26 protein-coding genes and 1 pseudogene are annotated in these 26,654 nt (G+C 64.5%); 18 read left to right on the top strand and 9 right to left on the bottom strand.

Annotated features, from left to right (window positions below):
• The first annotated feature begins 381 nt into the window (after nt 1–381).
• Complete coding sequence (locus tag A9K71_RS29555) at nt 382–1,425, top strand: LacI family transcriptional regulator (protein ID WP_067004115.1); 1,044 nt, start codon at nt 382–384, stop codon at nt 1,423–1,425.
• 122 nt (nt 1,426–1,547) lie between these two features.
• Here A9K71_RS29555 and gndA read toward each other — a convergent pair whose 3' ends face one another.
• The 6 genes from gndA to A9K71_RS29585 all read right to left on the bottom strand — a co-directional run bounded on the left by gndA (nt 1,548) and on the right by A9K71_RS29585 (nt 7,316).
• A complete protein-coding gene (gene gndA / locus A9K71_RS29560; protein ID WP_067004116.1) occupies nt 1,548–2,972 on the bottom strand; it encodes an NADP-dependent phosphogluconate dehydrogenase in 1,425 nt (474 codons plus the stop codon).
• Between the two features lie 108 nt (nt 2,973–3,080).
• On the bottom strand, nt 3,081–4,718 hold the full coding sequence (locus tag A9K71_RS29565) for a copper resistance CopC/CopD family protein (protein ID WP_067004118.1): 1,638 nt from the start codon (nt 4,716–4,718) through the stop codon (nt 3,081–3,083).
• A 52-nt stretch (nt 4,719–4,770) separates the two neighbouring features.
• A complete protein-coding gene (locus A9K71_RS29570; RefSeq protein ID WP_067004120.1) occupies nt 4,771–5,289 on the bottom strand; it encodes a YcnI family protein in 519 nt (172 codons plus the stop codon).
• A 26-nt stretch (nt 5,290–5,315) separates the two neighbouring features.
• Complete coding sequence (locus A9K71_RS29575) at nt 5,316–5,843, bottom strand: copper chaperone PCu(A)C (protein ID WP_067004122.1); 528 nt, start codon at nt 5,841–5,843, stop codon at nt 5,316–5,318.
• Between the two features lie 94 nt (nt 5,844–5,937).
• The gene (locus A9K71_RS29580) at nt 5,938–6,285 is read right to left on the bottom strand and encodes a hypothetical protein (protein WP_067004124.1); all 348 of its coding nucleotides are present in this window, start codon (nt 6,283–6,285) and stop codon (nt 5,938–5,940) included.
• A gap of 128 nt (nt 6,286–6,413) precedes the next feature.
• Entirely contained in the window at nt 6,414–7,316 is a 903-nt protein-coding gene (locus A9K71_RS29585) for a GntR family transcriptional regulator (RefSeq protein ID WP_067004126.1), read from the bottom strand.
• A 250-nt stretch (nt 7,317–7,566) separates the two neighbouring features.
• Here A9K71_RS29585 and A9K71_RS29590 point away from each other — a divergent pair, with 250 nt between their 5' ends.
• From A9K71_RS29590 to A9K71_RS29615, 6 genes are all read left to right on the top strand, one after another.
• Nucleotides 7,567–9,072 carry an altronate dehydratase family protein gene (locus tag A9K71_RS29590; protein ID WP_067004128.1) on the top strand — a complete coding sequence of 502 codons (1,506 nt, stop codon included), beginning with the start codon at nt 7,567–7,569 and terminating at the stop codon, nt 9,070–9,072.
• A 43-nt stretch (nt 9,073–9,115) separates the two neighbouring features.
• Nucleotides 9,116–10,114 carry an aldo/keto reductase gene (locus A9K71_RS29595; protein WP_082980770.1) on the top strand — a complete coding sequence of 333 codons (999 nt, stop codon included), beginning with the start codon at nt 9,116–9,118 and terminating at the stop codon, nt 10,112–10,114.
• 191 nt (nt 10,115–10,305) lie between these two features.
• Nucleotides 10,306–11,301: an ABC transporter substrate-binding protein gene (locus A9K71_RS29600; protein ID WP_067004132.1), complete on the top strand. Its 996-nt coding sequence runs from the start codon at nt 10,306–10,308 to the stop codon at nt 11,299–11,301.
• Nucleotides 11,302–11,455: 154 nt separating this feature from the next.
• Nucleotides 11,456–13,009, top strand: coding sequence for a sugar ABC transporter ATP-binding protein (locus A9K71_RS29605; protein ID WP_067004134.1), 1,554 nt, complete (start codon nt 11,456–11,458; stop codon nt 13,007–13,009).
• The gene (locus tag A9K71_RS29610) at nt 13,006–13,971 is read left to right on the top strand and encodes an ABC transporter permease (protein ID WP_067004136.1); all 966 of its coding nucleotides are present in this window, start codon (nt 13,006–13,008) and stop codon (nt 13,969–13,971) included. Before A9K71_RS29605 ends, A9K71_RS29610 begins: the two co-directional genes overlap by 4 nt.
• 68 nt (nt 13,972–14,039) lie before the next feature.
• Nucleotides 14,040–15,056 carry a zinc-binding alcohol dehydrogenase family protein gene (locus tag A9K71_RS29615; protein WP_067004138.1) on the top strand — a complete coding sequence of 339 codons (1,017 nt, stop codon included), beginning with the start codon at nt 14,040–14,042 and terminating at the stop codon, nt 15,054–15,056.
• A gap of 65 nt (nt 15,057–15,121) precedes the next feature.
• On the opposite strand, the gene phnF is transcribed toward A9K71_RS29615, so the two are convergent.
• A complete protein-coding gene (gene phnF / locus A9K71_RS29620) occupies nt 15,122–15,901 on the bottom strand; it encodes a phosphonate metabolism transcriptional regulator PhnF (RefSeq protein ID WP_067004140.1) in 780 nt (259 codons plus the stop codon).
• 94 nt (nt 15,902–15,995) lie between these two features.
• Here phnF and phnG point away from each other — a divergent pair, with 94 nt between their 5' ends.
• The 3 genes from phnG to A9K71_RS29635 are packed head-to-tail and all read left to right on the top strand — an operon-like array spanning nt 15,996 to nt 18,182.
• Nucleotides 15,996–16,457: a phosphonate C-P lyase system protein PhnG gene (phnG, locus tag A9K71_RS29625; protein WP_067004142.1), complete on the top strand. Its 462-nt coding sequence runs from the start codon at nt 15,996–15,998 to the stop codon at nt 16,455–16,457.
• Nucleotides 16,457–17,068: a phosphonate C-P lyase system protein PhnH gene (phnH, locus tag A9K71_RS29630; RefSeq protein WP_067004144.1), complete on the top strand. Its 612-nt coding sequence runs from the start codon at nt 16,457–16,459 to the stop codon at nt 17,066–17,068. Before phnG ends, phnH begins: the two co-directional genes overlap by 1 nt.
• Nucleotide 17,069: 1 nt before the next feature.
• On the top strand, nt 17,070–18,182 hold the full coding sequence (locus A9K71_RS29635) for a carbon-phosphorus lyase complex subunit PhnI (protein ID WP_067004146.1): 1,113 nt from the start codon (nt 17,070–17,072) through the stop codon (nt 18,180–18,182).
• Nucleotides 18,183–18,184: 2 nt separating this feature from the next.
• Here A9K71_RS29635 and A9K71_RS29640 read toward each other — a convergent pair whose 3' ends face one another.
• Nucleotides 18,185–18,382, bottom strand: coding sequence for a hypothetical protein (locus A9K71_RS29640; RefSeq protein ID WP_067004148.1), 198 nt, complete (start codon nt 18,380–18,382; stop codon nt 18,185–18,187).
• A 59-nt stretch (nt 18,383–18,441) separates the two neighbouring features.
• Here A9K71_RS29640 and A9K71_RS29645 point away from each other — a divergent pair.
• The 8 genes and pseudogenes from A9K71_RS29645 to phnE (A9K71_RS29680) all read left to right on the top strand — a co-directional run.
• A pseudogene (locus A9K71_RS29645) lies at nt 18,442–19,269 on the top strand (alpha-D-ribose 1-methylphosphonate 5-phosphate C-P-lyase PhnJ); the annotation flags it as partial.
• 134 nt (nt 19,270–19,403) lie between these two features.
• Entirely contained in the window at nt 19,404–20,180 is a 777-nt protein-coding gene (gene phnK / locus A9K71_RS29650) for a phosphonate C-P lyase system protein PhnK (protein WP_067004150.1), read from the top strand.
• Between the two features lie 69 nt (nt 20,181–20,249).
• The gene (phnL, locus tag A9K71_RS29655) at nt 20,250–20,957 is read left to right on the top strand and encodes a phosphonate C-P lyase system protein PhnL (RefSeq protein ID WP_067004152.1); all 708 of its coding nucleotides are present in this window, start codon (nt 20,250–20,252) and stop codon (nt 20,955–20,957) included.
• Nucleotides 20,954–21,568 carry a DapH/DapD/GlmU-related protein gene (locus A9K71_RS29660; RefSeq protein ID WP_067004154.1) on the top strand — a complete coding sequence of 205 codons (615 nt, stop codon included), beginning with the start codon at nt 20,954–20,956 and terminating at the stop codon, nt 21,566–21,568. Before phnL ends, A9K71_RS29660 begins: the two co-directional genes overlap by 4 nt.
• A 162-nt stretch (nt 21,569–21,730) precedes the next feature.
• Nucleotides 21,731–22,588 (top strand): phosphonate ABC transporter ATP-binding protein, encoded by an 858-nt coding sequence (gene phnC, locus A9K71_RS29665; protein WP_067004156.1) that lies wholly within the window; start codon nt 21,731–21,733, stop codon nt 22,586–22,588.
• Nucleotides 22,589–22,730: 142 nt separating this feature from the next.
• On the top strand, nt 22,731–23,639 hold the full coding sequence (phnD, locus tag A9K71_RS29670; RefSeq protein WP_067004158.1) for a phosphonate ABC transporter substrate-binding protein: 909 nt from the start codon (nt 22,731–22,733) through the stop codon (nt 23,637–23,639).
• Nucleotides 23,640–23,696: 57 nt separating this feature from the next.
• Nucleotides 23,697–24,653: a phosphonate ABC transporter, permease protein PhnE gene (gene phnE / locus A9K71_RS29675; RefSeq protein ID WP_067004160.1), complete on the top strand. Its 957-nt coding sequence runs from the start codon at nt 23,697–23,699 to the stop codon at nt 24,651–24,653.
• A gap of 1 nt (nt 24,654) precedes the next feature.
• Nucleotides 24,655–26,022, top strand: coding sequence for a phosphonate ABC transporter, permease protein PhnE (phnE, locus tag A9K71_RS29680; RefSeq protein WP_067004162.1), 1,368 nt, complete (start codon nt 24,655–24,657; stop codon nt 26,020–26,022).
• A gap of 194 nt (nt 26,023–26,216) precedes the next feature.
• On the opposite strand, the gene A9K71_RS29685 is transcribed toward phnE (A9K71_RS29680), so the two are convergent.
• Nucleotides 26,217–26,654 (bottom strand): ISAs1 family transposase (locus A9K71_RS29685; protein ID WP_156752778.1); only part of this gene is annotated, 438 nt, incomplete at its 5' end.

The raw sequence follows: 26,654 nt of genomic DNA on the forward strand, positions 1-26,654 counted from the left end.
TTCGGTTCCTCCCAGAATCTGAAACGTTACAGATTTTCGATACGGCAAATGGCCGATATAGGCAACCCTTGAATGAGACGGCATGAGATTTCTTCGAGGCGCGAACAAAATCCTCTCCAAAGACCTGCCGGGGAATCGGTGGTGCGGCCAATCGATGCAAAAAGAAGAGCTAAATCGAGATTTGTTTATGATTCCAGTGGCTTTCAGTCCACCCCTCCGGCGCTGACCGCAACGAGTGCGACCTGCCCATTGATCACGGGCGTTGGCAATCTGTAACGTTTCAGTATATTGCACCTTGTCACGGGCTGAAGGCCGCGCAAAGGCGACGGGCGCGATTGCCGGCCGGTCTCGCGGCTGCTATGCGCCTGACGGGCGGGACGAATGGACAGACGAGCAAACGAGAAGGACGACGACACGTCGGCTAAGGAACGGCCGACGCTGAAGACGCTTGCCTTCATGACCGGGCTCGGCGTCACCACCGTCTCGCGCGCGCTGAAGGACGCGCCGGAGATCGGCGCCGAGACCAGGCGGCGCGTGCAGCTCGTCGCCAAGCAGATCGGCTATCGCCCGAACCGCGCCGGCGTGAGGCTGAGGACCGGCAAGACCAACGTCATCAGCCTGGTGCTCAACACCGAGCACGAGCTGATGAGCTTCGTCTCGGACATCATCTACGGCGTCACCGAGGTGATCGCCGACACGCCCTATCACCTGATCGTCACGCCCTATTCGCGCTCGCAGGACCCGCTGGATCCGGTGCGCTATCTGGTGGAGACGGGCTCCGCCGACGGCGTCATCATTTCACGCACGCAGCCCAACGACCCGCGCGCCCGCTTTATGCTGGAACGCGGCATCCCATTTGCCACGCATGGCCGCACCGACATGGGGCTGGTGCATCCCTATCACGACTTCGACAACTATGCTTTCGCCGGCGAGGCGGTCCGCCATCTCGCCGGCATGGGCCGGCGCCGGCTCGCTCTGGTGACGCCGCCGGTCGGCCTCACCTATTACGACCACACGGTGAACGGTTTTGCCGATGCGCTGAGCGACGTCGGCGCCAGCGAGGTGCCGTTCAACACCGTCTCCATCGACCACACGATCGAGCAGATCAGGATGCGAACCGCGCAGCTCATGCGCCGCGAGAGCCGTCCGGACGGCATCGTCAGCAGCGCCGCCGCCGCCACACTCGCCGTTGTTGCAGGCATCGAGGACGCCGGCCTGAAACTCGGCCGCGATGTCGACGTGGTGTCGAAACAGTCCTCGGAACTGCTGCATTTGTTCCGGCGCGAACTGCTGGTCGTGAATGAGAATTTCCGGCTCGCCGGCTCCGAGCTTGCCCGCGCTGTGCTCGGCTGGATCGGCGGCAAGGAACCTGGCTCGCTGCAATCGCTGAGCAAACCGAGCGAGGTCCTGCCCTATCGGGGTTGACTGGCGCAACTTGAGAGTCAGGTCAGGCCGAGTTGGCGGCTTCCGAGAACGGGAGCGTACTTGAAGTACGCGAGCACCGGGAGCGCAGGAAGCCGCCGTTTGCAGGCTGGCATACCCTGACTCTACGCAGCGCCGCTTCCCCACGGCCCATGGAACACCCCCTCCTCGCCGATACGCTCGAAGCCGTGCGCGCCGAAGAAATCGCGCTGCGCCTGGATCAGGTTCGACGTGCCGCGGCCCTGGCGATAGCTGTCGAAATAGGCGAGCGCCGAGGACAGCGCCGGCACCGGCGAGCCGGCCTCGGAGGCCCTGGCCACCATGCGCCTGAGCGACGGATGCGCCTCCTTCATCATGGCGATGAAGGCCGGCGCCATCAGGAGATTGGTCGAGGCGCCGCCTGACCCAAAGGCCTCCGCCATTGTGTCCAGCATCTGCGAGCGGATGATGCAGCCGGCGCGCCATATCTTGGCGATGGTCGGCATCGGCAGGTTCCAGTTGAATTCCTTTGAGGCGCCGCTCATCACACCAAAACCCTGCGCGTAAGCCGCGATCTTGCCGGCGAACAGCGCCAGCTCGAGATCTTTCAGCAGCGCCGCCTTGTCGCCGGAAATCTTCTCGACGCCGATATCGCCGTAGGCCCTTTCCGCCGCCTGCCGTTCGTCCTTGATCGACGACAGCACGCGCGCCGCGACGGCAGCCTCGATGGCCGTCGCCGGAATGCCGAGCTGCTGCGCTTCGATGACCGACCATTTGCCGGTGCCCTTCTGGCCGGCGCGGTCGAGGATGATGTCGACCACCGGCTTGCCGGTCTTGGGATCGTCGGCTGCGAGAACCTTGGCGGTGATCTCGATCAGGTAGGAGTTGAGCCGACCCTGGTTCCAGCCGTCGAAGACCTTGCCGATCTCCTTCGGCCCCATGCCCAAGCCGTCGCGAAGGATGCCGTAGATCTCGGCGATCATCTGCATATCGGCATATTCGATGCCGTTGTGGATGGTTTTGACGAAATGGCCGGCGCCGTCGGTGCCGAGCCAGGCGGCGCAAGGCTCGTCCTTGAACTTGGCGGAGATCGCCGTCAGCACTTTTTCGACGCGCTTCCAGGAGTCTTCCGTGCCCCCGACCATGATTGACGGCCCGTGGCGCGCGCCCTCCTCGCCGCCCGACACGCCCATGCCGATGAAGGTCAGACCTGAGCCCGACAGCTCCGAGAAGCGCCGCATCGTGTCGCGGAAATTGGCATTGCCGGCATCGATGACGATGTCGTTGTCGGAGAGCACGCCGCGCAAAGCCTCGATCTGCTCGTCGACCGGCTTGCCGGCCAGCACCATGATGATGATCGGCCGAGGCGGCCGGATCGCTGCGGCGAGTTCCTCCAGGCTGTAGCAGGGCACAACCATGTCCTTCAGCGGACCGGCGTTTTCGACGAAAGCGCCGGTGCGCGACGGCGTGCGGTTGAAGACGGCGATGCGGTGCCCGTGCTCGGCGATGTTGAGCGCCAGGTTGGAGCCCATCGTGCCAAGGCCGATCAGGCCGATTTCGGCTTTTTCCATCGTTTCTTCCCTGCTTTCGAACTTTTGTTGAAGCCGCGTTTTGGACGGATGATTGACGGGCCTTCGCGACGGCGTCAACCGCCTCGCCGAATTGTGTCGCGGTCTAGGTCAGTCGGCTCTGATATCAATTGGCGCTTCAATCTTCACCATCTCGAAATCGGAAACCAGGATGTCGAGCCGGGCGTTCCACCGGCCGGGCAGCGGGATGACGAGATTCTCGACGCGCCAGGTGCCGTCGCCGCGTTTCGTCGCCGGCCGTTTGATCGGCTCGATGCCGGAATCCGGCTTCGACAGCACCAGGATCACCTGCTTGGCATCCATCGGACCGAAATCGCCGGTCATGATCACCATCGAGGCGGCAACCTGGCCGGCATGGCCGGGCGTGATGCTGAGATCGGCCATCGCCTGCAGGGTGTGGATGTGGATCGAGGCCGGCTGCGCTGCGGCGATCGCCAGCGCGCGTGGCGGCGGCGTGAAGCGCCAGCCGGCGGCGACGCCGAAGATGGCAAGCACGATCAGCGTCTCGATGCCGATCGAACGCACCAGCCGCCGCTGCACTTCCGTGTCGCCCGTTTCGGCCGGCGCGGTCAGCGTCCATCGGTTCACGGAGGCAAGGGTGAACAGGAACAAAAGCAGGGCCAGTTTCAGCAGCAGCAGGCGGCCATAGGCGGTGTTGATGAGCGCTGCCGGTTCGCGCACTTGGATGATCGCCAGCACGATGCCGCTTATCGCAAGCACGAAAACCACGGGCAGGATCGCGCGCGAAAACCGGCGCAAGAAGATTTTGGCCTCCGCCGGCTGATAGCGCAACGCAAGGCCGAGCGGCGCGAGCGCGCCGGTCCAGAAGGCGATGGCTGTGCCATGCAGGAAAACCAGCGGCCGCGTCAGCCATTGCGGCTCGGCGGCGCTGGCGTGGCCGCTTGCCGCAAGCGCCGTGCCCACACTGACGAGCCCGGCGAGCGCAAGCAGCTTGCCAAGAGCGCGCGGTCCGACGAGGGACAGCAAGGCAAAGCCGAGTGCAATCAGGGCGGCAAGCACCGTCCAGCCGAAGCTGGTGGCAAGCGCGGTCTCCCACACGGTGGGCGCCGCAAACCGGGCGAGCGGCGCGCCGAGCGCGTCCAACCCCTGAAATCCGAGCGAGAACGGGGCGGCGGCCAGTCCGCACAGAAGAGCGCCGATAACGAAACCCTGGCCGCAGCGACAGTCTCCAGCGAGCCAGGCGAGCGCGAAGGCGCCGCCGGCGCCGAGGAACAGCCCGGCATAGAGAAGGAGCTTACCGATCCAGATTGCCGTGCGCAGCGACAAATCGACGGCTTCGCCCGCTACCGGCGCAGCACTTGGCGCGCCGACGGAAAACAGCGCCGAGCCGCCGACCGGATGGCCGTCCTCCGAAATCACCCGCCAGCTCAGCACATGCGTGCCGGATTTGAGCGTCTCCGGATTATCGATCTCGACGGTCTGATCGTTGAGCCGGAAGGAGGTCAGCGAAAGTTGCGTGCCGTCCGGCCGCACCAGAGTGAGCACCAGGGGCGAAACCGGCTCGCTGAAGGTCAGCGAGAACCGCGCGGGACTCTGCGACAGCACCGCACCATCGGGCGGATCGGTCGCGACCAAGGCCGCATGCGCGAGGGCGCGGCCGGGTAGCACCAGCAGCAGCACGAGTACGAAAGCCGCGAACAGGCCGCTGGCGACTGGCCCGATGCGCATGCCCGTCAGGCGGATTGGGAAAGTTGCTGCTGCGTTCATGCGGTCTTTCGACAAGGGACGGCGCGCCCGAATGGGACGCGCCATCGAGAGATCATTTCTTCGGCAGCAATTTGATGCCGGGCGCCGGATTTTCCAGTGCATCCTCATCCTGTCCCGCCGCCGGAATCTCGATCCAGCGATCGGCGGCATCGCCGCATTCCTGGACCACCGGGAAATAGAGCATCTGGCCGGCCGGAAGATCGGCGGCGAGCGAAGCACGGAAAATGAACTCGTCATAGAATTCGTCCGGCAGGTTGCCGCCGCTCCAGTCGACTTCCTTGACGCCGGTGGTCAGCGTCTCGCCATAGAGCTGGTAGGATTTCTCGTATCGGCCTTTCTTGGTCTGCAGCGTCCAACCGGGCTTTGGCATCGGCTTGACCGAAATGACGCCTTCCGGAATCTGCACGCGCACCGCGGTCGTCGCCTTGCCCTCGCAGCCATGCGGCACGCGCAGGACGGCCTTATAGGTCGAGCCGACGGCCGCTTCCTGGGTTTCGAGCGTGATGTGCGCAAGCGCGGCGTTTGTTCCGAGCGTCAGAACCGCGCCCACCGCCAAAAGATACTTCTTCATGAATTGTCCCTCTAATTTCGAAATGATCACTCGGCGTGATCGTCCATGCTGCCCATCTCGCCCATGCCCTCGACGGCGAACTCGACTTTGACGCTGCCGGCCTTCTCGAAGGTCAGCGTGGCAGGGAATTTCTCGCCCTGCTTGGGCTGTCGCTTCAGGCCGATGAACATCAGGTGATAGCCACCCGGCTTCAGTGCGACCTTGCCGCCGGCCGGGATCACGAGCCCGCCGCTCACCGGCCGCATAGTCATGACGCCGTCCTTGACACTCATCTCATGCAATTCGGCCTTGTCGGAGATGTCGGAGGAAACCGACAGCAGCCGGTCGGGCGAGCCGCCCTTGTTGGTGACGGTGAAATAGCCGCCGGCCACCTTGGCGCCGGGCGGCGTTGCGCGGGACCACGGGTGCCCGACTTCCAGGTCACCGGCCTTGAATTCATGCGCCTGGGCGCCGGGAACGCATGCGAACAGAAGAAGAGCGAACACGGCAAGGCCGAGCCGTTCGAAACCGCGCGGACGAGCTTGCGCTCGCGATGCGGGAAGAAGATTGGACATGGTTGCTCCATGAGTATGGGATCGCGCCGTGATCCGGCCGCGAGCAGTCTGATCTTGGATGAATGCGCCCGCGAAAGGTTTCGCGGGTTTTTTGTCAGACTGCGGCCGGCGGCGCGCGCGGATTGGCCGGAGAGCGGTCGCGGGCAAAATCGAGATGCCGGAAGGCCGGAGGCGGGAACGCGACCGCGTCGAACACCAGCACCCTCGCGGGCGCGTCGGTATCCGGCGGCGGCAGATGCGCCGGCGAAACCATGCTGCAGCCAGCCAGGCAGCAAGCCGGCATATGCTGCCGGTGCGGATCGCCGCCCGGAAGCTTGACTGCCCCGTCATGCGTGCAGATGACGTTGCCGAAGGCATCGAGCTGCGAAGGAGCGCCAAAGGCGAAGGCGCCAAGCGCCGACTGAAGCAACAGCAGCAGCGCCGCGACGAACGCGGCCGGCATGCTCCATCGTCTCAGCCGGATATCCAAAAGACCTGCCTCTTGCCAGCAATTCGACCGACCCTAGCATGGGGCCGGCGGGCGGAAAATCGGCAAAACAGCACTGCGGCAACGCGGCGCGATGCGCCTGATCAGGCGGGCTGCATCTGCCGCCCTTCCGGAATGGAGCTCAACAGCGTCTGGCGCGCCGACTTCAGATGCTTGCGGCAGGCGGCGTCCACCTTGGCCGGATCGCGCGATTTCAGCGCCGCGATATAGGCGAGATGCTCCTGGACTGCGACCTCGTTGCGCTCGCGTTCCTGCGCCTTGTTCCATTGGTAGTGGTAGTGGAAGATCATCGCGATCACATCGTAGAAATCGACGATGAAGCGGTTGTGCGAGGCGCGGTGGATCAGCCGGTGGAAGCGCTCATCGAGCTCGGAGAATTCGTTGAAGCGCGTCGCGATCTCGCTCGCCAGTTGGCGATGTTCGATCTCCAGCCGGTCAAGATCGGCCCAGACCGCGCTTTCCTGCGGCAGCGCGACGAAGGCAGCCGCCGAACGCAGCTCGAACATCTCGCGGATCTCGGTGAGCTCAAGCGCGAAGGCGCGGGTGAAGCCCTTGAGCACCCAGTGGCTGTTGCGCCGCTTCTCGATCAAACCGAAGCGCGAGAAGCGGATCAGGAATTCGCGCACGCTGGTGGTGCCGACGCCGATCTCGCGCGCCAGCTCGAGCTCGTTGATCTGCATGCCTGCTTCCGCGCCGCCGGCGAGCAGCCGGCGCATGAAGGAGCGCTCGATGATCTCGGCCAGCGAGTCGGTCTCTTCCTCGGGGAAGAAATCTTCCGCCTTCGGCGCCCGCAGCACCGTTTTGTTGCGCTTGTTCCAGGCGATCAGCCCGGTTTCTTCCATGCGCGAAAGAATGCTGCGCACCGTGGTGCGGCTGACGCCGAGCAGCGTTCCGAGCTCGGGCTCGGACGGCAGGCTCCTGGTTTCGTCGAGCAGCCGCAGTCCGCGGTTGAAGGCGTCCTTGTAGACGTTGTTGCTCTTCGACATGCCCCGTATCCCCAACGCTTGCGGCAGCCGGCCGGAAGCGCAATATGATCGGTGTTCCTAGCGCAAGCCTCCGAAATGCGGAACGAATTTCGCCGGCTTTACCAAACGGGCGGCCATGCACTCAACGGCGCGCGGCGCGCGATGAAAAAACAATTGACGCAAAAATGTTTTTTCACGATAAAAGACATTATCCTCAAACGGGCGCATGTCAATCCGCCCACACTCCCAGGTTTACCCAGGACAGCCGCCCGTGAACGCCGCAAGCACCATTCTTCTTTCCCCCGCCGACAATGTCGCGGTCGCCAATGGCCGCATCGAGATCGGTGCGGCGCTGCCCGGCGGCGCGGTTGCGGTGGCGGCGATCGACCCAGGGCACAAGGTGGCGATCAAGCCGATCGCGGCGGGCGAAGCGGTGGTGAAATATGCGCAGGCGATCGGCCGCGCCACTCAAGCCATCGCGCCGGGCGAGCACGTCCACTCGCACAATCTGGTGTTCGAGAGCGGCCGCCTGCCGGTGGTGCCGCCGAGCGAGGCCGAGCACGCCACCGAAGCGGACCGCAAGCGCACCTTCATGGGCTATCGCCGCGCCGATGGTCGCGCCGGAACGCGCAACTTCATCGGCATCATCGCCAGCGTCAATTGCTCGTCCACCGTCTGCCATGCGATCGCCGACGAGGCCAATCGCACGCTTTTGCCGAAATATCCCGGCATCGACGGTTTCGTACCGATCGTCCACGGGCAGGGCTGCGGCATGAGCGCCACCGGCGACGGCATGATGGTGCTGCACCGCACGCTGGCCGGCTATGCCCGCCACCCGAATTTCGGTGGCGTGCTGATGGTCGGCCTGGGTTGCGAGGTCAACCAGCTCACCCTTTACGGCCAAAAGGGCGTCGCGGCGGGAAAGCGGCACTTCAACATCCAGGAGGCCGGCGGCTCGCGCAAATCCGTCGAGCGGGCGATGGGCGTGCTGGCCGAGATCGCCGAGGAAGTCGGCCAGTTGCAGCGCGAACCAATCCCGGTCAGCGAGATCGTCGTCGGCCTGCAATGCGGCGGCTCGGACGGCATGTCCGGCATCACCGCCAACCCGGCGCTGGGCGCGGCGGTCGATATTCTGGCCGGCTGCGGCGGCATCGGCATCCTGTCCGAGACGACCGAGATCTACGGCGCCGAGCATCTGCTTGCCTATCGCGCCGCCTCGCCCGAGATCGCCGCCAAGCTCGACGGCTTTGTGAAATGGTGGGAGGACCATACAGCCAAGCACGGCGCCTCGATCGACAACAATCCCTCGCCGGGCAACAAGCGCGGCGGCCTGACCACGATCCTGGAGAAGTCGCTGGGTGCTGTTGCCAAGGGCGGTCAGACGCCGCTCAACGGCGTCTTCGGTTACGCCGAGAAGGTCAGCGGCAGCGGCTTGGTGTTTATGGACACGCCCGGCTACGATCCGGTCTCGGCCACCGGCCAGGTGGCCGGCGGCGCCAATGTCATCGTCTTCACCACCGGCCGCGGCTCCTGCTTCGGCTGCCGTCCGACGCCGTCGATCAAGGTCGCCACGAACTCGACCATGTACCACCAGATGGAAGAGGACATGGACGTCAATTGCGGTGTCATCGCTTCCGGCGAGAAGACGATCGCCGGCATGGGCCGCGAGATCTTCGAGCTGATCATCGAGACGGCGTCCGGACGCAAGACCAAGAGCGAGGCGTTCGGCTACGGCGACAACGAGTTCGTGCCCTGGCATCTCGGCGCGACGCTCTAGACATTCGAAACGACCGCCGGTCGAACGGCAAAGGGAGGCTTTGATGAACAAACGCCGGATCGGCACGACCGCGCTCGAAGTCACCGAAGTCAGCTTCGGCGGCGCCGCCATCGGCGGCCTTTATCGCGCCTGTCCGCGCGAGCCCGCAATGGAAACGCTGCAAGCGGCCTGGGACGGCGGGCTGCGTTACTTCGACACCGCGCCCTTCTACGGCTTCGGCCTGTCGGAGCGGCGCACAGGCGATTTCCTGCGTGAGAAGCCGCGCTCCTCCTATGTGCTCTCGACCAAGGTCGGCCGCCTGTTCCGGCCGGTGCCGGAGGACCAGGTTCCCGATCACTCCTATGTCGATCCGCTGCCCTTCGCGCTCGACTACGACTATTCCTATGACGGCATCATGCGCTCGGTGGATTTTTCCTACGCGCGGCTCGGCCTCAACAAGATCGACATCCTGTTCGTCCACGACATCGGCGTCTACACGCATGGCGTCGAGAAGACGAAGCTGCATTTCCGTCAGCTGATGGACGGCGGGCTGAAGGCGCTGGAGGAGCTGAAATCGTCCTGCACGATTTCCGCCTACGGCCTGGGCGTAAACGAGGTCCAGATCTGCCTCGACGTGCTTCGCCGCGCGCCGCTCGACTGCATCCTGCTCGCCAGCCGCTATTCGCTGCTTGACCGCAGCGCCGAGGCCGACCTGCTGCCGCTTTGCCGCGAGCGGCGGACCTCGCTGATCATCGGCGGCGTCTTCAACTCGGGCATATTGGCGACGGGACCGGTGCATGGCGCGCATTTCGATTATCTGCCGGCGAGCAGGGATATTCTCGACCGCGTCAGCGCAATGGAGCGGATCGCCATCGGAGGTGGCTATCCGCTGGCCGCTGCCGCGTTCCAATTCCCTCTGCACGAGCCTGTCGTTGCCTCGGTGCTGACCGGCACCGCCAAGCCCGCTAATCTGACGCGCAATCTCGAACTGCTGGATGTCAAGGTAGCGGCGGCGGAATTTGCCAAATACGATCCTTATACGATCGTCCAGCAGCTTGGCTGAGATGCGGAGATCCAGCAGACCGATCAGCTGCCACGCCATCACGCAAACGGCATGAGACACCGCTTGCATCGATCCGGGCAATGCACTATCAAAATCGAGCAAATGTTTTTTATTGATAAAGTTCTGTTTGGCTTGCGCCTATCCAGATGGAGCTTCCGAACCTTCACCGGGCGATTTTAGGGAGGAACCTAATGAAATTCGTAACCAGCCTTCTCAACCGCCGCGCCTTCGTGGCTTTAGCCGCCGCCTCAATGCTCGCCGGTGCGATGCATTCGGCACCTGCCTCGGCGGCCGACGTGACCATCCCAATCATCGTCAAGGACACCACTTCATTCTACTGGCAGATCGTGCTGGCCGGCGCCCGCAAGGCCGGCAAGGATCTCGGCATCAACGTGCCGGAACTCGGCGCCCAGGCCGAAACCGACGTCAACGGTCAGATCTCGATCCTCGAGAACGCCGTCGCCGGCAATCCGGCCGCGATCGTGATCGCGCCGACCGAGGCCAAGGCGCTCGGCAAGCCGATCGACGAGGCGGCGACCAAGGTCAAGGTCATCGGCATCGACTCCAGCGCCGAATCCAAGGCCTTCACCTCCTTCCTCACCACCGACAACGTCCAGGGCGGCCGTGTCGCGGCTGACGGTCTCGCTGCCGCGATCGGCGCCGCCAATGGCGGCAAAGTCGAGGGCAAGGTTGCGCTGATCACCGCGCTGCCCGGCGCCGGCTCGCTCGAGCAGCGTGCGCAAGGCTTCAAGGAACAGCTCAAGGCGAAATATCCCGGCCTCGAACTGGTCGCCGACAAATATGCCGACGGTCAGGCCACCACCGGCCTCAACATCGCGACCGACCTGATCACCGCCAATCCGGACCTCAAGGGCATCTTCGCCTCGAACCTGATCATGGCGCAGGGTGTCGGCCAGGCGATCGCCGAGAACAATCTCGCCGGCAAGGTGGCGCTGATCGGTTTCGACAGCGACGAGAAGCTGATCAAGTTCCTCAACGACGGCGTCATCTCCGGCCTCGTCGTCCAGGATCCGTACCGGATGGGCTACGACGGCATCAAGACCGCCTTAGCCGCCTCGAAGGGCGAGAAGGTCGAGGCCAATGTCGACACCGGCGCCAATCTCGTCACCAAGGACAACATGAAGGATCCGAAGATCGACGCGCTGCTCAACCCGAAGCTCAACTGATCTTCGCGACATTCGTTTCCGGGGCTTCGCCGCCCCGGAAACATCGCCGCGGACAGTTTGGAAATCCGCCGGCTTGCTTTAGGCTCTGCCTTCTAGATGCGCGCCAGACGCATCGCTGCGTATCCAACGGTTGGATCAATCTGGGAGGATTGTCATGACGTCGACGGCGCAGGAACTACACCCGCCCCCCACGCTGAAACCGGGCAGGACTATCCTCGAGTTGAAAGGCCTGGAAAAGCGCTATCCCGGCACGCATGCGCTGAAGCCGGTGGACCTTGCCTTCAAGTCGGGCGAGATCCACGCCATCGTCGGCGAGAACGGCGCCGGCAAATCGACGCTGATCAAGCTTTTAACCGGCGTCATGCCGCGCACCTCCGGCGAAGTCGTCTGGGAAGGTAAGCCCGAGGCGCTGGCCACGCCGCACGAGGCGATGGCGCTCGGCATCAATGCCGTCCACCAGGAGGTCGTGCTTTGCCGCCACCTCACCGTCGCCGCCAACATGTTCCTCGGCGAGGAGAATTCCCGCTTCGGTCTCTTGCAGCAGCGCGCCATGGTGAAAGAAGCGCAGAAGATCATCGATGGCCTCGGCTTCGATCTGCCCGCGCATGTTATGCTGGGCGACCTCACCATCGGCCAGCAGCAGCTGATCGCCGCCGCCCGCGCCACGGTACGCGGCACAAAGTTCCTCATCTTCGACGAGCCGACCGCCTACCTCACCCGCAAGGAGGCCGACCAGCTGTTCAAGCTAATCCGCCGGCTAAAGGGCGAAGGTGTCACCATCATCTATATCAGCCACCGCATGGAGGAGGTGTTCGAGCTTGCCGATCGCGTTTCGGTGCTGCGCGACGGCACCCTCGTCGGCACCCGCAACATAGCCGAGACCAGCGAGCCGGAATTGGTCAAACTGATGATCAATCGCTCGATCGAGCAGATCTACCACAAGGAGCATTTCACGCCGGGCGCGACGATCGTCGAGACGCGGAATCTGTCCGGCAAGGGTTTCGAGAACGTCTCGGTGACTGTCCGCGCGGGCGAGATCGTCGGACTTTACGGCTTGATCGGAGCCGGCCGCAGCGAGTTCGTCACCACGCTTTACGGCCGCCACAGGAAGTCGGCCGGTCAGATCCTGTGGCAAGGCAAGGAGGTGCAAGTCAACTCCGAGCATGACGCGATAAGGCTAGGCATGGCCCTCGCCCCCGAAAGCCGCCGCGACCAAGGCCTCTGCCTCAACCTGCCGGTCGGCACGAATCTCAACCTGCCGATCTACAAGCGCATCTCGAGCAATCTTCTGATCTCAGGCTCGCGCGAGAAGGCCGAGGCCGATCGCCAGATAGCCGATCTCAGGATCAAGACGCCGACGCGCCATGCGCTGGCCTCCAGCCTGTCGGGCGGCAACCAGCAGAAGATCGTCATCGGCAAATGGCTGGCGCATGGCGCCAAGCTGTTCATCTTCGACGAGCCGACGGTCGGCGTCGATGTCGGTACCAAGGCCGAGATTTACCGGCTGTTCTCGACGCTTCTGTCCAAGGGCGCCGGTATCATCCTGATCTCGTCCTACCTTCCGGAAGTCTACGAGCTCGCCGACACGCTGCATGTGTTCCGCCGCGGCAAGCTGGTCGCCACGCATGGCTTCCGCACCGCCAGCCATGAGGACATTTTGGGCCAAGCGCTGGCCGAGAAACAAGAAAAGACGGGAGGACGAAAATGAGCACCGAGGCGATCCCCGCCGAAAAGCCGAAGCGCAATTACAACGCCCTGTTCGGGCTGACGCTGCTCGGCTTGTTGCTTTTGATGTGGATCGTGCTGGCGGTCGCCACACCCTCCTTCGCCACGACGCTCAACATCACCAATCTTTTGCGTCAGGGTTCGCTGATCGCCATCCTCGCGGTCGGCCAGACCTTCGTCATCATCACCGGCGGCATCGATCTCTCGGTCGGTGCCGTGGTCGGCTTCACCACCGTCATCGTGGCGCTTCTGATCAATGCCGGCTGGCCGATCTGGGCGGCTGTGCTCATTACCTTGCTCGCCGGCGTCGCCATCGGCCTGTTCCACGGCTTCGGCATCGTCAAGATGGGCCTGCCGCCCTTCATCATCACCCTGGCCACGATGACCTCGCTGCGCGGCATCGGTCTCTTGATGACCAACGGCAATTCGATCTCGATCAACAGCGACCCTTTCCAGGCCTTCTCGCGCGGCTCGCTGCTCGGTATCCCCTACCTGTTCTGGATGGTGATCCTGGTCGCCATACCGTCCTATGTGTTCCTGCACCACACGCGCTGGGGCCGCTATTTGTTCTCGGTCGGCTCCAATGCGGAGGCCGCGCGCCTTTCCGGCGTGAACGTGCCGCGCACCATCTTCATGGCCTATATCCTGTCCGGCCTGCTCGCGGCTTTCGTGGGTGTGCTGCTTGCCTCGCGCATCGGCATCGGCAACCCGACCCAGGGCGACACTTATGAGCTGCAGGCCATCGCCTCGTCGGTGATCGGCGGCACCTCGCTGTTCGGCGCCATCGGCTCGGTGCATGGACCGCTGATCGGGTCCTTCATTCTTTCGACGATCAACAACGGCGCCAACCTGCTCAACGTCAACACCTTCTGGCAGCGCGTCATCACCGGCCTGCTGATCATCGTCATCGTCTACTTCGACGGCCTGCGCCGTCGCGGCAAATAATCGTTCCTGAAATGACGCGCCGGCCCCGATCGAGCGGGGCCGACGCCCCTTGAACACTGGATCAGCGCATGAAAGCCGTCGTCTGCCGCTCGCCTGGCGATCTTGTTCTCGAAGACTGCGCCGAACCCGGCGCGCCGCCGCCCGGCTGGGCGCGCATCGCAGTCAGCCATGTCGGCATCTGCGGCACCGACTATCACATCTTCGAAGGCAAGCACCCGTTCCTCGCCTATCCGCGCATCATGGGCCACGAGGTCTCGGGCACGGTCGTCGAGCGAGGTGAAGGCGTCGAGCTTGCCATCGGCGAGCCGGTGATCATCAACCCCTATCTCGCCTGCGGCAAATGCGTTGCCTGCCGGCACGGCAAGCCGAACTGCTGCGTGCAGATCGAGGTGCTTGGCGTCCATCGCGACGGCGCCATGTGCGACGAGATCCTGGTGCCGGCGCAAAACCTTTATCCAGCAAATGGCCTATCGCTGGCCGATGCCGCCGCCGTCGAATTCCTGGCCATCGGCGCACACGCCGTGCGGCGCTCGCTGAGTGCGCCCGGCCAGCGCACGCTGGTCATCGGCGCCGGTCCGATCGGCCTTGGCACGGCACTGTTCGCCCGCATCGCCGGCCTCGATGTCAGCCTGCTCGACATGAGCACCGAACGGCTCGATTTCGCCGAAAGCGAGCTCGGCTTTGCCGCACTCGACGGCTCGAAAGCGCCGGCTGCCGATCTGGTGCGGCAGGCGTCCCGCGGCGAAGGCTTCGACCTTGTGTTCGACGCCACCGGCAACACGCAGTCGGTTCAGTCCGCCTTCACCCATGTCGCGCATGGCGGAGCGCTGGTGCTGGTCAGCGTCGTTAAGGACGACATCACCTTCTCCGATCCCGAGTTTCACAAGCGCGAGATGACGCTGGTCGGCAGCCGCAATGCGCTCAGAGCAGACTTCGACCATGTCGCCGCCTCGATCCGCAACGGCGCCGTGCCGCTGGAGAAACTCGTCACCCACCGCACGACCCTTGCCGATACGCCGCGCGATCTAGCGCGCTGGGCGCACGAAAAATCCGGGTTGATCAAAGCGGTTATCGAGGTCGGATAGGGAGGCCCGACCCGCCCGTGGATGACGACTCAGTGGTTGTCGCCCTTGATGACGGATGTCGAAGGCTAATCGCCGGCCGACAACTTCAGCTCCACTCGCTCGGCCGGGAACCGCGACTCCGCGAACTGGATCGGCTGGCCGTCCATCGTGACATTGATGGCGATCGTGACCAGCACGATGGCGCCCGGCTGCAGCTCGAGATCGGCAAGATCGTCCGCATCGGCGTGGCGCGCCGACAGCACCGTCGAGTGCCTCAGATAGTCGTTGATCCCGAAACGTTTGAGCGAGGCGGTGATCGATCCCGTCTCGGCCATCGCGGTCTCGATGCCGGCGAACCGCTTGGCATCGAACCAGGTCGTCGCCCGTGACACCGGATGTCCGTCGGCTTCGCCGCGCGTCTCCAGTCGGATCACGGCCGATCCCCTGGCAATGCTCAGCGCCTCGGCGATGCGGCGGCTGGCCGGCTCGGTCGATGAGGACAGCAGAGCGATGTGCCGCTCGGTCGTCTGTCCCTGCAGCCCGGTCGAGAAGCGGGTGCGCGCGCCGATCGGATAGGACAGGCGCTTGCGCGACAAGACGAAGGTGCCTCGCCCCTGCTCGGCCTTGAGCACGCCTTCCTGCACCAGCGCGGCAATCGCGCTGCGCACCGTGTGGCGGTTGACGCCATAGCGTTCGGCCAGCGTCACCTCAGGCGGCAGCGCCGCATTCTCGGTGAAATCGCCGCTGGCGATCCCCTGCAATATCTTGTCGGCGATCTGCCGCCAGAGCGACACGCCGTTGCGCCTTTCGATACTGCTCGCCCGCTCGATCAATTTTGCCCCGATCACTTTTCCCCCGTCTGTCATCCGCCCGTCATCGACTCTCGCTACGAGGTAAGTATAATTTGTATAGTTGTCTATATCAATAGACAAATCGTACTGCGCAAAAGGAGTTGGAGCGATGCGAGGACAGGAAGCGCGCGAGCAGGCCGACAGGAAGGCCATCATGGCGACGCTGGCGCACGCGCCAGCCGACGAGATCGCGCGGCTGTGGAACGGCTCCGGCCTGCCCTGCGAGGCCGAGCTGCTGCGCGGCCCGGAGACCGGCTTGGTGACAGTGCGCGGGCGGATCGGCGGCGGCGGCGCGCCGTTCAATGTCGGCGAGGCCACCGTAACGCGCGCCACCGTGCGGGTGCCCTCCGGACAGGTCGGCCATTCCTACGCGCTCGGCCGCGACAAGGGCAAAGCCAGGCTCGCCGCAATCGCCGACGCGCTCTGGCAGGACCCGGCCCATCGCGACACCATCGAGTCGAAGCTGGTCGCGCCGTTGCGCGCGGCGCTCGATGCGGCGCGCGAGAAGCGGCGCGTCGAGACGGCGGCCACGAAAGTGGATTTCTTCACCATGGTGCGCGGAGAGGACTGATGGAGATCGCCACGCAATCGATCGAGGGCGGCTTCGCCGATCCGGTCTTCAATGCGCAGACCGTGTTCCGCGCCATCATGGACGCGATGGCGCGCCCCGGCAGCGTGCAGGCGCTGCCGCCGCTCGCCCAGCCGCCGGCGCCGCTGTCGGCGACCGCCGGCGCGGTGGCGCTTTCGCTCTGCGACAACGACACGCCGATCTGGCTCGATCCGTGGCTGCAGGCGGAAGCTTCGGTCAAGGCGTGGCTCGGCTTCCACACCGGCGCGCCCCTCGCAAACACGCCGGCCGACGCGCATTTCGCGTTGATAGCCAACCCGGCGGGGATGGCGGCGCTCGACGGCTTCTCGCAAGGCACGCAGGAATATCCCGACCGCTCGACGACGCTGATCCTGCTCACCGACGATCTCGCCTCCGGCCCGTCGCTGCTCCTCAAAGGCCCCGGCATCGAGAAGACCGCGACGCTCGCGCCGACCGGCATGCCGCGCCATTTCGTCGAGCAATGGAAACAGAACAACCAGCGCTTCCCACGCGGCGTCGACATCATCCTGGCGGCGCCCGGCAGCCTCGCCTGCTTTCCGCGCACCACCCGCATCAAAACGATGGAGGCATGACATGTATGTCGCGGTGAAAGGCGGCGAAGCCGCCATTGCCAACGCCCATCGCCTGCTTGCCGATCGCCGGCGCGGCGACCGCTCGGTGCCGGCGCTGCGCCTCGATCAGATCGTCGAGCAGCTGGCGCTCGGCGTCGACCGGGTGATGAGCGAAGGCTCGCTCTACGACCGCGAGCTTGCAGCTTTGGCCGTCGTTCAGGCACGCGGCGACTTGATCGAGGCGATCTTGCTGCTGCGCGCCTACCGCACCACGCTGCCGCGCTTCGGCTACACCAACCCGGTCGACACCGGCGCCATGCAGCTCGAGCGGCGCGTGTCGGCCACCTACAAGGATCTGCCCGGCGGCCAGGTGCTCGGCCCGACCTTCGACTACACCCACCGCCTGCTCGATCCGAAGCTCGCCGCCGGCGCCGAGATCGAAGACCCCGCGCAACGTCCGGCCGAGGCCGAGGCGATGCCGCGCGTTTCCTCGATCCTCGCCCATGAAGGGCTGATCGAAGCGGACGGCGACATGCCGCTTGACCATGTGCCTGGCGACATCACCCGCGAGCCGCTGCAATTCCCGATGGCGCGCGACATCCGTCTGCAGGCGCTGTCGCGCGGCGACGAAGGTTTTCTCCTGGCGCTCGGCTATTCGACGCAGCGCGGCTATGCCCGCAACCACCCTTTCGTCGGCGAGATCCGGATCGGCGAGGTCGAGCTGGAGCTCGAGGTCCCGGAGCTGCCTTTCGCCGTGCCGCTCGGCTCCATCCGCGTCACCGAGTGCCAGATGGTCAACCAGTTCAAGGGCTCGGCAAAGGCACCGCCGCAATTCACCCGCGGCTACGGCCTGGTCTTCGGCCAGAGCGAGCGCAAGGCGATGGCGATGGCGCTCTGCGACCGCGCGTTGCGCGCGACCGAACTTGGCGAGGATGTGATTGCCGCGGCGCAGGACGAAGAGTTCGTCATCTCGCATTCCGACAATGTCCAGGCGACCGGCTTCGTCGAGCACCTGAAGCTGCCGCACTATGTCGACTTCCAGGCCGAGCTCGACCTGGTTCGCCGAATGCGCGCCGAATACCAGGACCGTGAAAATCAGGACAAGGCGGAAGAGAAGAGGGAGGCGGCGGAATGATTTCAGTCGTCTCGGGCGCCACCATGACCAGCGCTGTAGTGGCTATTATGTGCCTCGTTGAATCCGTTGCTGCCAGCAATAGTCTCACCGCTCGCACTTTCCTTCGGCGCGGGCAGAAACATCTTACGCAGCGCAAAAGCCGCAATGACGGCGAACGCCAGCAACAGCACTGCAAGACGCATCCAACCGGTAGTATCCATTTTGGCCTACTCTCGCGTCTGGGTTGCCAAATGCATAGCACAGAGCGCGTGTGATCGCCATGACCGACATCGCCACCTACAACTTCGCCTATCTTGACGAGCAGACCAAGCGGATGATCCGCCGCGCCATCCTGAAGGGCATCGCCATTCCTGGCTACCAGGTGCCCTTCGCCTCGCGCGAGATGCCGATGCCTTATGGCTGGGGTACCGGCGGCGTGCAGGTCACCGCTTCCATCATCGGGCCGGACGATGTGCTCAAGGTCATCGATCAGGGCGCCGACGACACCACCAACGCCGTCTCGATCCGCGCCTTCTTCAAGAAGGTCGCCAAGGTCGCCGTCACCACCGAGACGGCAAGGGCGACCATCATCCAGACGCGTCACCGCATCCCCGAGCATCCGCTCAACGCGGGCCAGGTGCTGGTTTTCCAGGTGCCGATCCCCGAACCGCTGCGCTTCCTCGAGCCGCGCGAGACCGAGACCCGCAAAATGCATGCGCTCGAGGAATACGGCCTCATGCATGTGAAGCTCTACGAGGACATCGCCAGGCACGGCCGCATCGCCACCACCTACGCCTATCCGGTCAAGGTCGAGGGCCGCTATGTGATGGACCCCTCACCGACGCCGAAATTCGACAATCCGAAGATGCATCGTTCGCCGGCCCTGCAGCTCTTCGGCGCCGGCCGCGAGAAGCGCATCTATGCGGTGCCGCCCTTCACCGACGTCGTCAGCCTCGACTTCGAGGACCATCCCTTCGAGGTGCAGACCTTCGACCAGCCTTGCGCGCTCTGCGCCGCCGAGAATGTCTATCTCGACGAGGTCATTCTCGATGACCATGGCGGCCACATGTTCGTCTGCTCGGACACCGACCATTGCGAGAAGCGGCGCGCCGACCCTTCCTCCCCCTTGTCGGAAGGTCGCGCCGAAGGCGCGGGTGGGGGTGACCTGGCGGCGAGCCCTGCAACCCCCAGCCCGGCGCTGCGCGCCGCCCCTCCTCACGACGGAGAGGGTAAGGAGGCAAGATGACCGACGAACCGCTACTGCGCGTCTCCGATCTTTCCAAATTCTACGGCTCGCGCGTCGGCTGCGAGGCGATCTCCTTCGACCTCTGGCCGGGCGAGGTGCTGGCGGTGGTCGGCGAATCCGGCTCGGGCAAGACGACGCTGCTCAACTGCTTGTCGACCAGGCTGCTGCCCTCTTCCGGTACGGCCAGCTACCGCATGCGCGACGGCCAATGGCACGAGCTCTATCGGATGAGCGAGGCCGAGCGCCGCTTCCTGATGCGTACCGACTGGGGCTTCGTTCACCAGAACCCGGCGGACGGCCTGCGCATGACGGTGTCGGCCGGCGCCAATGTCGGCGAGCGGCTGATGGCCGTCGGCGACCGCCACTACGGCAGGATCCGCGCCACCGCCGTCGACTGGCTGTCGCGTGTCGAGATCGACGAGGACCGCATCGACGACGAGCCGCGCGCCTTTTCCGGCGGCATGCGCCAGCGCCTGCAGATAGCCCGCAACCTAGTGACGGGACCGCGGCTGGTGTTCATGGACGAGCCGACCGGCGGCCTCGACGTTTCCGTGCAGGCGCGCCTGCTCGATCTGTTGCGCGGGCTGGTCACCGATCTCGGCCTCGCGGCAATCGTCGTCACCCATGACCTCGCCGTGGCGCGGCTCTTGTCGCAGCGCATGATGGTGATGAAGGACGGCCGGGTCGTCGAAAGCGGCCTCACCGACCGCGTGCTCGACGACCCGCGTGCGCCTTACACCCAGTTGCTCGTTTCCTCGATTTTGCAGGTGTGACCCGCATGATCCCGAAAAGTGGAAGCCGGTTTTCGGATCGGATCATGCGGAAAGACAAAGGACTCTAGTATGGCCACGCCCCTCGTTGTCTCGGACGTCGCAAAGAGCTTCACCATGCATCTGCGTGACGGCGTCACGCTGCCGGTGGTGGCTGGCGTCTCGTTCTCGATCCGCGCCGGCGAATGCGCCGTGCTTGGCGGGCCGTCCGGCGCCGGCAAAAGCTCGATCCTGAAGATGCTCTACGGCAACTACGCCGTCGATGAAGGCCAGATCATCGTCCAGCACGCGGGCGGGCTGATCGATGTCGCCAGCGCCAGCCCGCGCACTGTGCTTGCCGTACGCCGGCAAACAATCGGCTATGTCAGCCAGTTCCTGCGCACCGTGCCGCGCGTACCGGCACTCGACGTCGTTGCCGAGCCGCTGGTCGAGCGTGGCGAGGACCGGGGGGCCGCGCGCGACAAGGCACGCGAGCTTCTTTCGCAGCTCAATCTGCCGGAAAAGCTCTGGGCGCTGCCGCCCGCGACCTTCTCCGGCGGCGAGCAGCAGCGCGTCAACATCGCGCGCGGCTTCATCACCGAGCATCCGATCCTGCTGCTCGACGAGCCGACCGCCTCGCTCGACGCGAAGAACCGAGATGTCGTGGTCGAGCTCATCGCCGGCAAGAAGGCGGCGGGCGTCGCCCTGCTCGGCATCTTCCATGATCAGGACGTTCGTGATGCGGTGGCCGACCGCATCATCGACGTCACCGCCTTCGCCGCAGGCAGGGTCGCCGCATGAGCAAACTTTCGGAGGCGCCGCTCGTCCATCCGACGGCACAGGTCGAAAACTCGACGCTCGGCCGTTGGACCGAGATCGCCGAGCGCAGCCGCGTTTCTGAAAGCGAGCTCGGCGACTATTCCTACATGATGCAGGACTGCGCCGCATGGTGTGCAACCATCGGCAAGTTCTCCAACATCGCGGCGAGCGTGCGCCTCAACGCCACCAACCACCCAACCTGGCGGCCGACGCTGCACCACTTCACTTATCGCGCCTCCGACTATTGGGACGACGCCGAACATGAGAGCGAGTTCTTCGCAGAGCGCCGCGCCAAGCGCGTCACCGTCGGCCACGACACCTGGCTCGGCCATGGCTCGACCATCCTGCCCGGCGTGACCGTCGGCGACGGCGCGGCCGTCGGCGCCGGCGCCGTGGTGTCGAAGGATGTCGCGCCATACACCATCGTTGCCGGCGTGCCGGCAAAGCCGATCCGCGAGCGCTTCGACCGCCGCACGGCCGAGCGCTACCAGGTGCTTGCCTGGTGGGACTGGGACCATGCCCGGTTGCGCGCAGCGCTCGACGATTTCCGCGAGCTCTCGGCAGAGGCTTTCCTGGAGAAGTATGGCGGCTAACGATTGTGAATGGGCAGCAGTGAATGGCAGCAAGGAGAGAACCATTCATCGGTTGCCTGTGGGTCGTAACAAAACTGACATCGATCCGACACCCCAGCTTCATCGGCCTGCGCTAGCGAGGGTTAACAGACCTGCAAAACCGCGACGGACTGGAGCTTTGGTATGTCGGCATCATCGGCCACGCTGGAAATCCGCGGCATAACCCGACGATTTGGCAAGAACACCGCCGTCACCGATATCAACGTCTCGATCCCGCAGGGCCAGATGGTCGGCATCATCGGCCGTTCCGGCGCCGGCAAGTCGACGTTGTTGCGCATGATCAACCGTCTGATCGATCCCAGCCAGGGATCGATTTTTTTCGATGGCGCCGAGGTCTCGCGCCTGCAGGGCTCGCCGCTGCGCCGCTGGCAGCGCGACTGCGCCATGATCTTCCAGCAGTTCAACCTGGTGCCGCGCCTCGATGTGCTCACCAACGTGCTGCTCGGCCGCCTCAACCACCGCTCCACGCTGTCCAACCTGCTCGGCATGTTCTCGCGCACCGAATGCGCCGAGGCGGTCGCCGCGCTCGAGCGCCTCGACATCGCCCGCACTGCGCTGCAGCCGGCGGGCACGCTCTCCGGCGGCCAGCAGCAGCGCGTGGCCATCGCGCGCGCCATGATGCAGCAGCCGAAGGTGCTTTTGGCCGACGAGCCGATCGCCTCGCTTGATCCGCTGAACGCCAAGGTGGTGATGGATTCGCTGCGCGACATCAATTTGCGCGAAGGCATCACCGTCGTCACCAACCTGCACACGCTGGACACCGCCCGCGCCTACTGCAACCGCATCATCGGCATGGCCGCCGGCAAGGTCGTCTTCGACGGCGCGCCCGAGGACCTCGACCGCGACGCCGTGCGCACCGTCTACGGCGCCGATGCCAACGGCGTCGAGATTTCCGAGGCCATCACGTCGACCAGCGTCAGCATCAAGCCGAAGATCACCGCATCCGCCGGCCCGCTCGAACCAGCCTTCCCCGGCTACTGAGTCCAGCGCCCCGGCCGAAGCGGTTCCGGGCAGATTTTGGATTTCGGCAAGAGCAACCTGGATCGCCCGCCCGCGTCAAAGGCTGAACTCAAAAATTCGAACGCTGCCGGCGCGAAGCCGGCAAAAACAGGAGAGAGGTCAAATGTTCAGGAAAATGGTTTTTGGCGCCGTGTCGATACTGGCCATGGCCGCAAGCGCAGCGCATGCCGCCGACATCAAGGAGTTCCGCGTCGGTATCCTCGGCGGCGAGAACGAAACCGACCGCCTGCGCAACTACCAGTGCCTTGCCGACCACCTGAAGGCCGAATTCGGCTTCGAGAAGGTGTCGCTGTTCCCGGCCGCCGACTATGACGGCGTCATCCAGGGCCTGCTCGGCGGCACGCTCGACTTCGCCGAGCTCGGCGCGTCCGGCTACGCCAGCGTCTATCTCAAGGACCCGAACGCCGTCACTCCGATCCTCACCACCAAGCAGACCGACGGCTCGACCGGTTACTATTCGATCGGCCTGGCGCTGAAGACTTCCGGCATCACCGACATCAAGTCGGCCAAGGGCAAGAAGCTCGGCTATGCCGATCCGGATTCGACCTCGGGCTATCTGATCCCGCTGACCCAGATTCCGAAGGACACCGGCGCCTCCAACGAGACCTACTTCGCCTCGACCCAGTTCAACGGCGGCCATGAGAACAACATCCTCGCCGTCCGTGACGGCAAGGTCGACGTGGCGGTGGACGATTCTTCGGGCATCGGCGATTTCAAGAACGGCTACACCTCCGGCACCTTCCACAAGGAAGTCGCCAAGGGCGCCGTTGACCCGAACGACTTCGTCGAGGTGTGGCGCTCGGGCCTGATCCCGAACGGTCCGCTGGTCGTGCGCACCGCGCTCGGCACTGAGATGACCGCCAAGCTCGCCGACTTCTTCACCCAGTTGCCGACCAAGGACAAGCCTTGCTTCGAAGGCGTCGAGGGCGGCGACTTCACAGGCTACGTGCCGGTCAAGCCTGACTTCTACAACGTCATCATCGAAGCCCGCAAAGCCGCCATCGGCGGCTGACGGCATCGGGAAAAAGGGCGGCGCGGTGAGGCGCCGCCCTTTTTGCATGCTCCAATTATGACAACTTCGGCGACGATCCACTCCGAAGCGACAAGGCAGCAGGCCGATGCCTGGCGGCGCCAGACCTCGCTTCGCCGCTTCTACACCGCGCTCGGCGTCGGCCTGCTGCTGGTCGCCATGTGTGCCACCATGTGGTTTGCCGATGAAGCCAATGCGGGCCATTTCTTCGAGCGGCTGCCGCATATCCTCGACTTCCTGAGCTGGCTGATCCCGAAGGACTGGAACGACGTCTGGCGGGCGCTGTTCGACATCGCCTCGCCGCATGACAAGGGCACGCAGGAATTCAACTTCCCGCTCGGCCGCGTCTATATCTGGGGCGGCTTCTACATCCCCGAATATTTCGAGCTGATGCTGACCACCGTCAACGTGGCGCTGGTCTCGACCTTCATCGGCTTCGTCTTCGCGGTTCCCTTCTCCTTCATCGCCGCGCGCAACCTGACGCCGAGCCCGATCCTGCGGCTGATGGTCAAGCGTCTGATGGAATTGCTGCGCGCCTTTCCGGAGATCGTGATTGCCGGCCTGTTCGCGGCCATCGTCTCGATTGGGCCGGTCGCCGCCATCATCGCCATCGGCCTGCATTCGATCGGCGCGTTGGGCAAGCTGTTCTACGAGATCAACGAGAACATCGACATGCGCCCCGAAGAGGGCCTGCGCGCGGTCGGCGCCAACTGGATCGAGCGGGTGCGCTTCGCCGACCTGCCGCAGGTCCTGCCCAACTTCATGTCCTACACGCTGCTCAGAATCGAGATCAATGTGCGCATCTCGACCATCATGGGCGCGGTCGGCGGCGGCGGCATCGGCGAGGAGCTGAAGCTTTCAATCTCGCGCGGCTTCGGCGCCAAGACGCTGGCGCTGGTGCTGCTGCTCTTCGTCACCATCTTCCTCGTCGACCAGTTCTCCGCCTGGCTGCGCCGCAGGCTGGTTGGTGAGCAAGCCTTCCCGATGAGCGCGTGACATGGCAACGATGACAGCCGACGAAATCAGAGCGATCGAGGAACGCTTTCCGCAGGTATTCCGGCGGCCTCTCTACAAGCGCTTCTGGCCGCTGCTCCTCATCGCCGGCACCGCGCTTTATCTCGCCTATGCCCTGTGGTTCTTCAGCCTGCCGCAGGTGCTGCGCGAGTCCCACTGGGAGCGCCTGCCGCTCTTCCTGTCGCAATGGATCAGCTACGACCTGCAGCCCGAATTCCGCCTCGACCAGCCGGAGATCACGCCGAAATATCCGCGGTTCTCCGCACTTGGCGAAAACCCCAATCCGGATTGGGTGATCAGGAATTCCGACCGCACCTACACCGTGCAGATCGACGGCGAGGCCAAATCCGTCACCTTCGACAAGACCAGGGCGACGATCGTCGCATATGGCGAGACCATTCCAATCTCGCTCACCGGCGGCAAGCCGGTGGTGACTGGCCCGGTGCCGGACTGGGTCACCGTCCATGATGACGAAATCGTCGCCAAGATGGGCTTCGTCGGCGAGGTGCGCGTCACCGTCGACCGCGTCAAGGTGCGCAAGCGCTTCCTCGGCTGGGCGAACTTCGTCTTCGACACGCGCTCGCCCTTCTTCGGCAAATCGGCCGGCGAGGTGTTCTCGCTGATCATCTCGGGACCGGAGCTTAAGCCCGGCACATCGAACCTTGCCTTGGCCGCCGACAACATCTGGAACAACGCGCAGTGGCAGCATGGCGACGTCTGGACGAAGCTGCTGCAGACCATCGTCATGGCGTTTTTGGGGACGCTGCTCGGCGGCATCGTCGCCTTCCCGCTCTCCTTCTTCGCCGCCCGCAACATTACGCCGAGCGGCTTGCTCAGCCAGGTGCTGAAGCGGTTCTTCGATTTCATGCGCTCGGTCGACATGCTGATCTGGGCGCTGTTCTTCACCCGCGCCTTCGGCCCCGGCCCGCTGGCCGGCAGCGCCGCGATCTTCTTCGCCGAGATCGGAACGCTCGGCAAAACCTATTCCGAGGCGCTGGAAAACATCGACGACAAGCCGCGCGAAGGCGTGCTCTCGACCGGCGCCAACGGCCTGCTTGTGCAGCGCTACGGCGTGCTGCCGGAAGTGGTGCCGATCTTCATCAGCCAGACGCTCTACCAGTGGGAATCGAACACCCGCGGCGCGACCATCATCGGCGCCGTCGGCGCCGGCGGCATCGGCCTGAAGCTGTGGGAAGCCATGCGCACCAATTCGAACTGGGCCAACGTCTTCTACATGGTGCTGCTGACGCTGTTCGTCGTCTTCGTCTTCGACAACATCTCGAATTTCCTGCGCCGAAGGCTCAGCCGCACGCTGCACGACTACAACCGACTGCAGGCAGCGCGGGGTTAACCTTGTGATCCATAGCGCGGGCGCGCCAAGGGTCGACCCCCACTCCGTCGAGCTACGCTCGACACCTCTCCCCCGATCGACGGGGTAGAGGAAAGGCGCAAAGCTGTCCGAGCCGACGCCTGTCCTCCTAGGCCGAGGCTTTCTTCCTCTCCCGAGCCACGAGGCTCCCTTTCCTCTCCCTCCGGAGGGCAGGGCTATCGCATATGAGTAAAGAGTTCATAGAAGAAGTCTTTGCTCCAATTGGCCCTGCGCATCTTGCTGGCGATTGGTTTGTCGAGGGGATGGGCAGCCAAGATGTTTTGGGCGAGCCTGCGGATGACGGCCAGGTTTTGTGGCGCGTAGTCCTTTCGGGTGCGGGCGTCATCCTCGTGGAAGACAACATCAAGGCTCCAGTGCAACTGGTTTTCGATCGTCCAGTGGGCACGAACCGTCTCAGCCAATTTGTTGGGCGTCAGCACCTTGGAGAGGGCGATATAGCGGACCGATGTGGTCGTCTTGCCGTCGCCAGTGGTGCGCAGGGCCTCGACACGGCCAATGGCCTTGAGGCCGGGGAAGGCGGGCGCGTCCTTGAGCCTGGCAAGCGGCAGCACGCTGGCGCGGCGCACTTCGGTGCGGCCATGGCCGCTGTCGCG

This window comes from Mesorhizobium sp. WSM3873, from assembly GCF_001672445.1.
Taxonomy (GTDB): Bacteria; Pseudomonadota; Alphaproteobacteria; order Rhizobiales; family Rhizobiaceae; genus Mesorhizobium.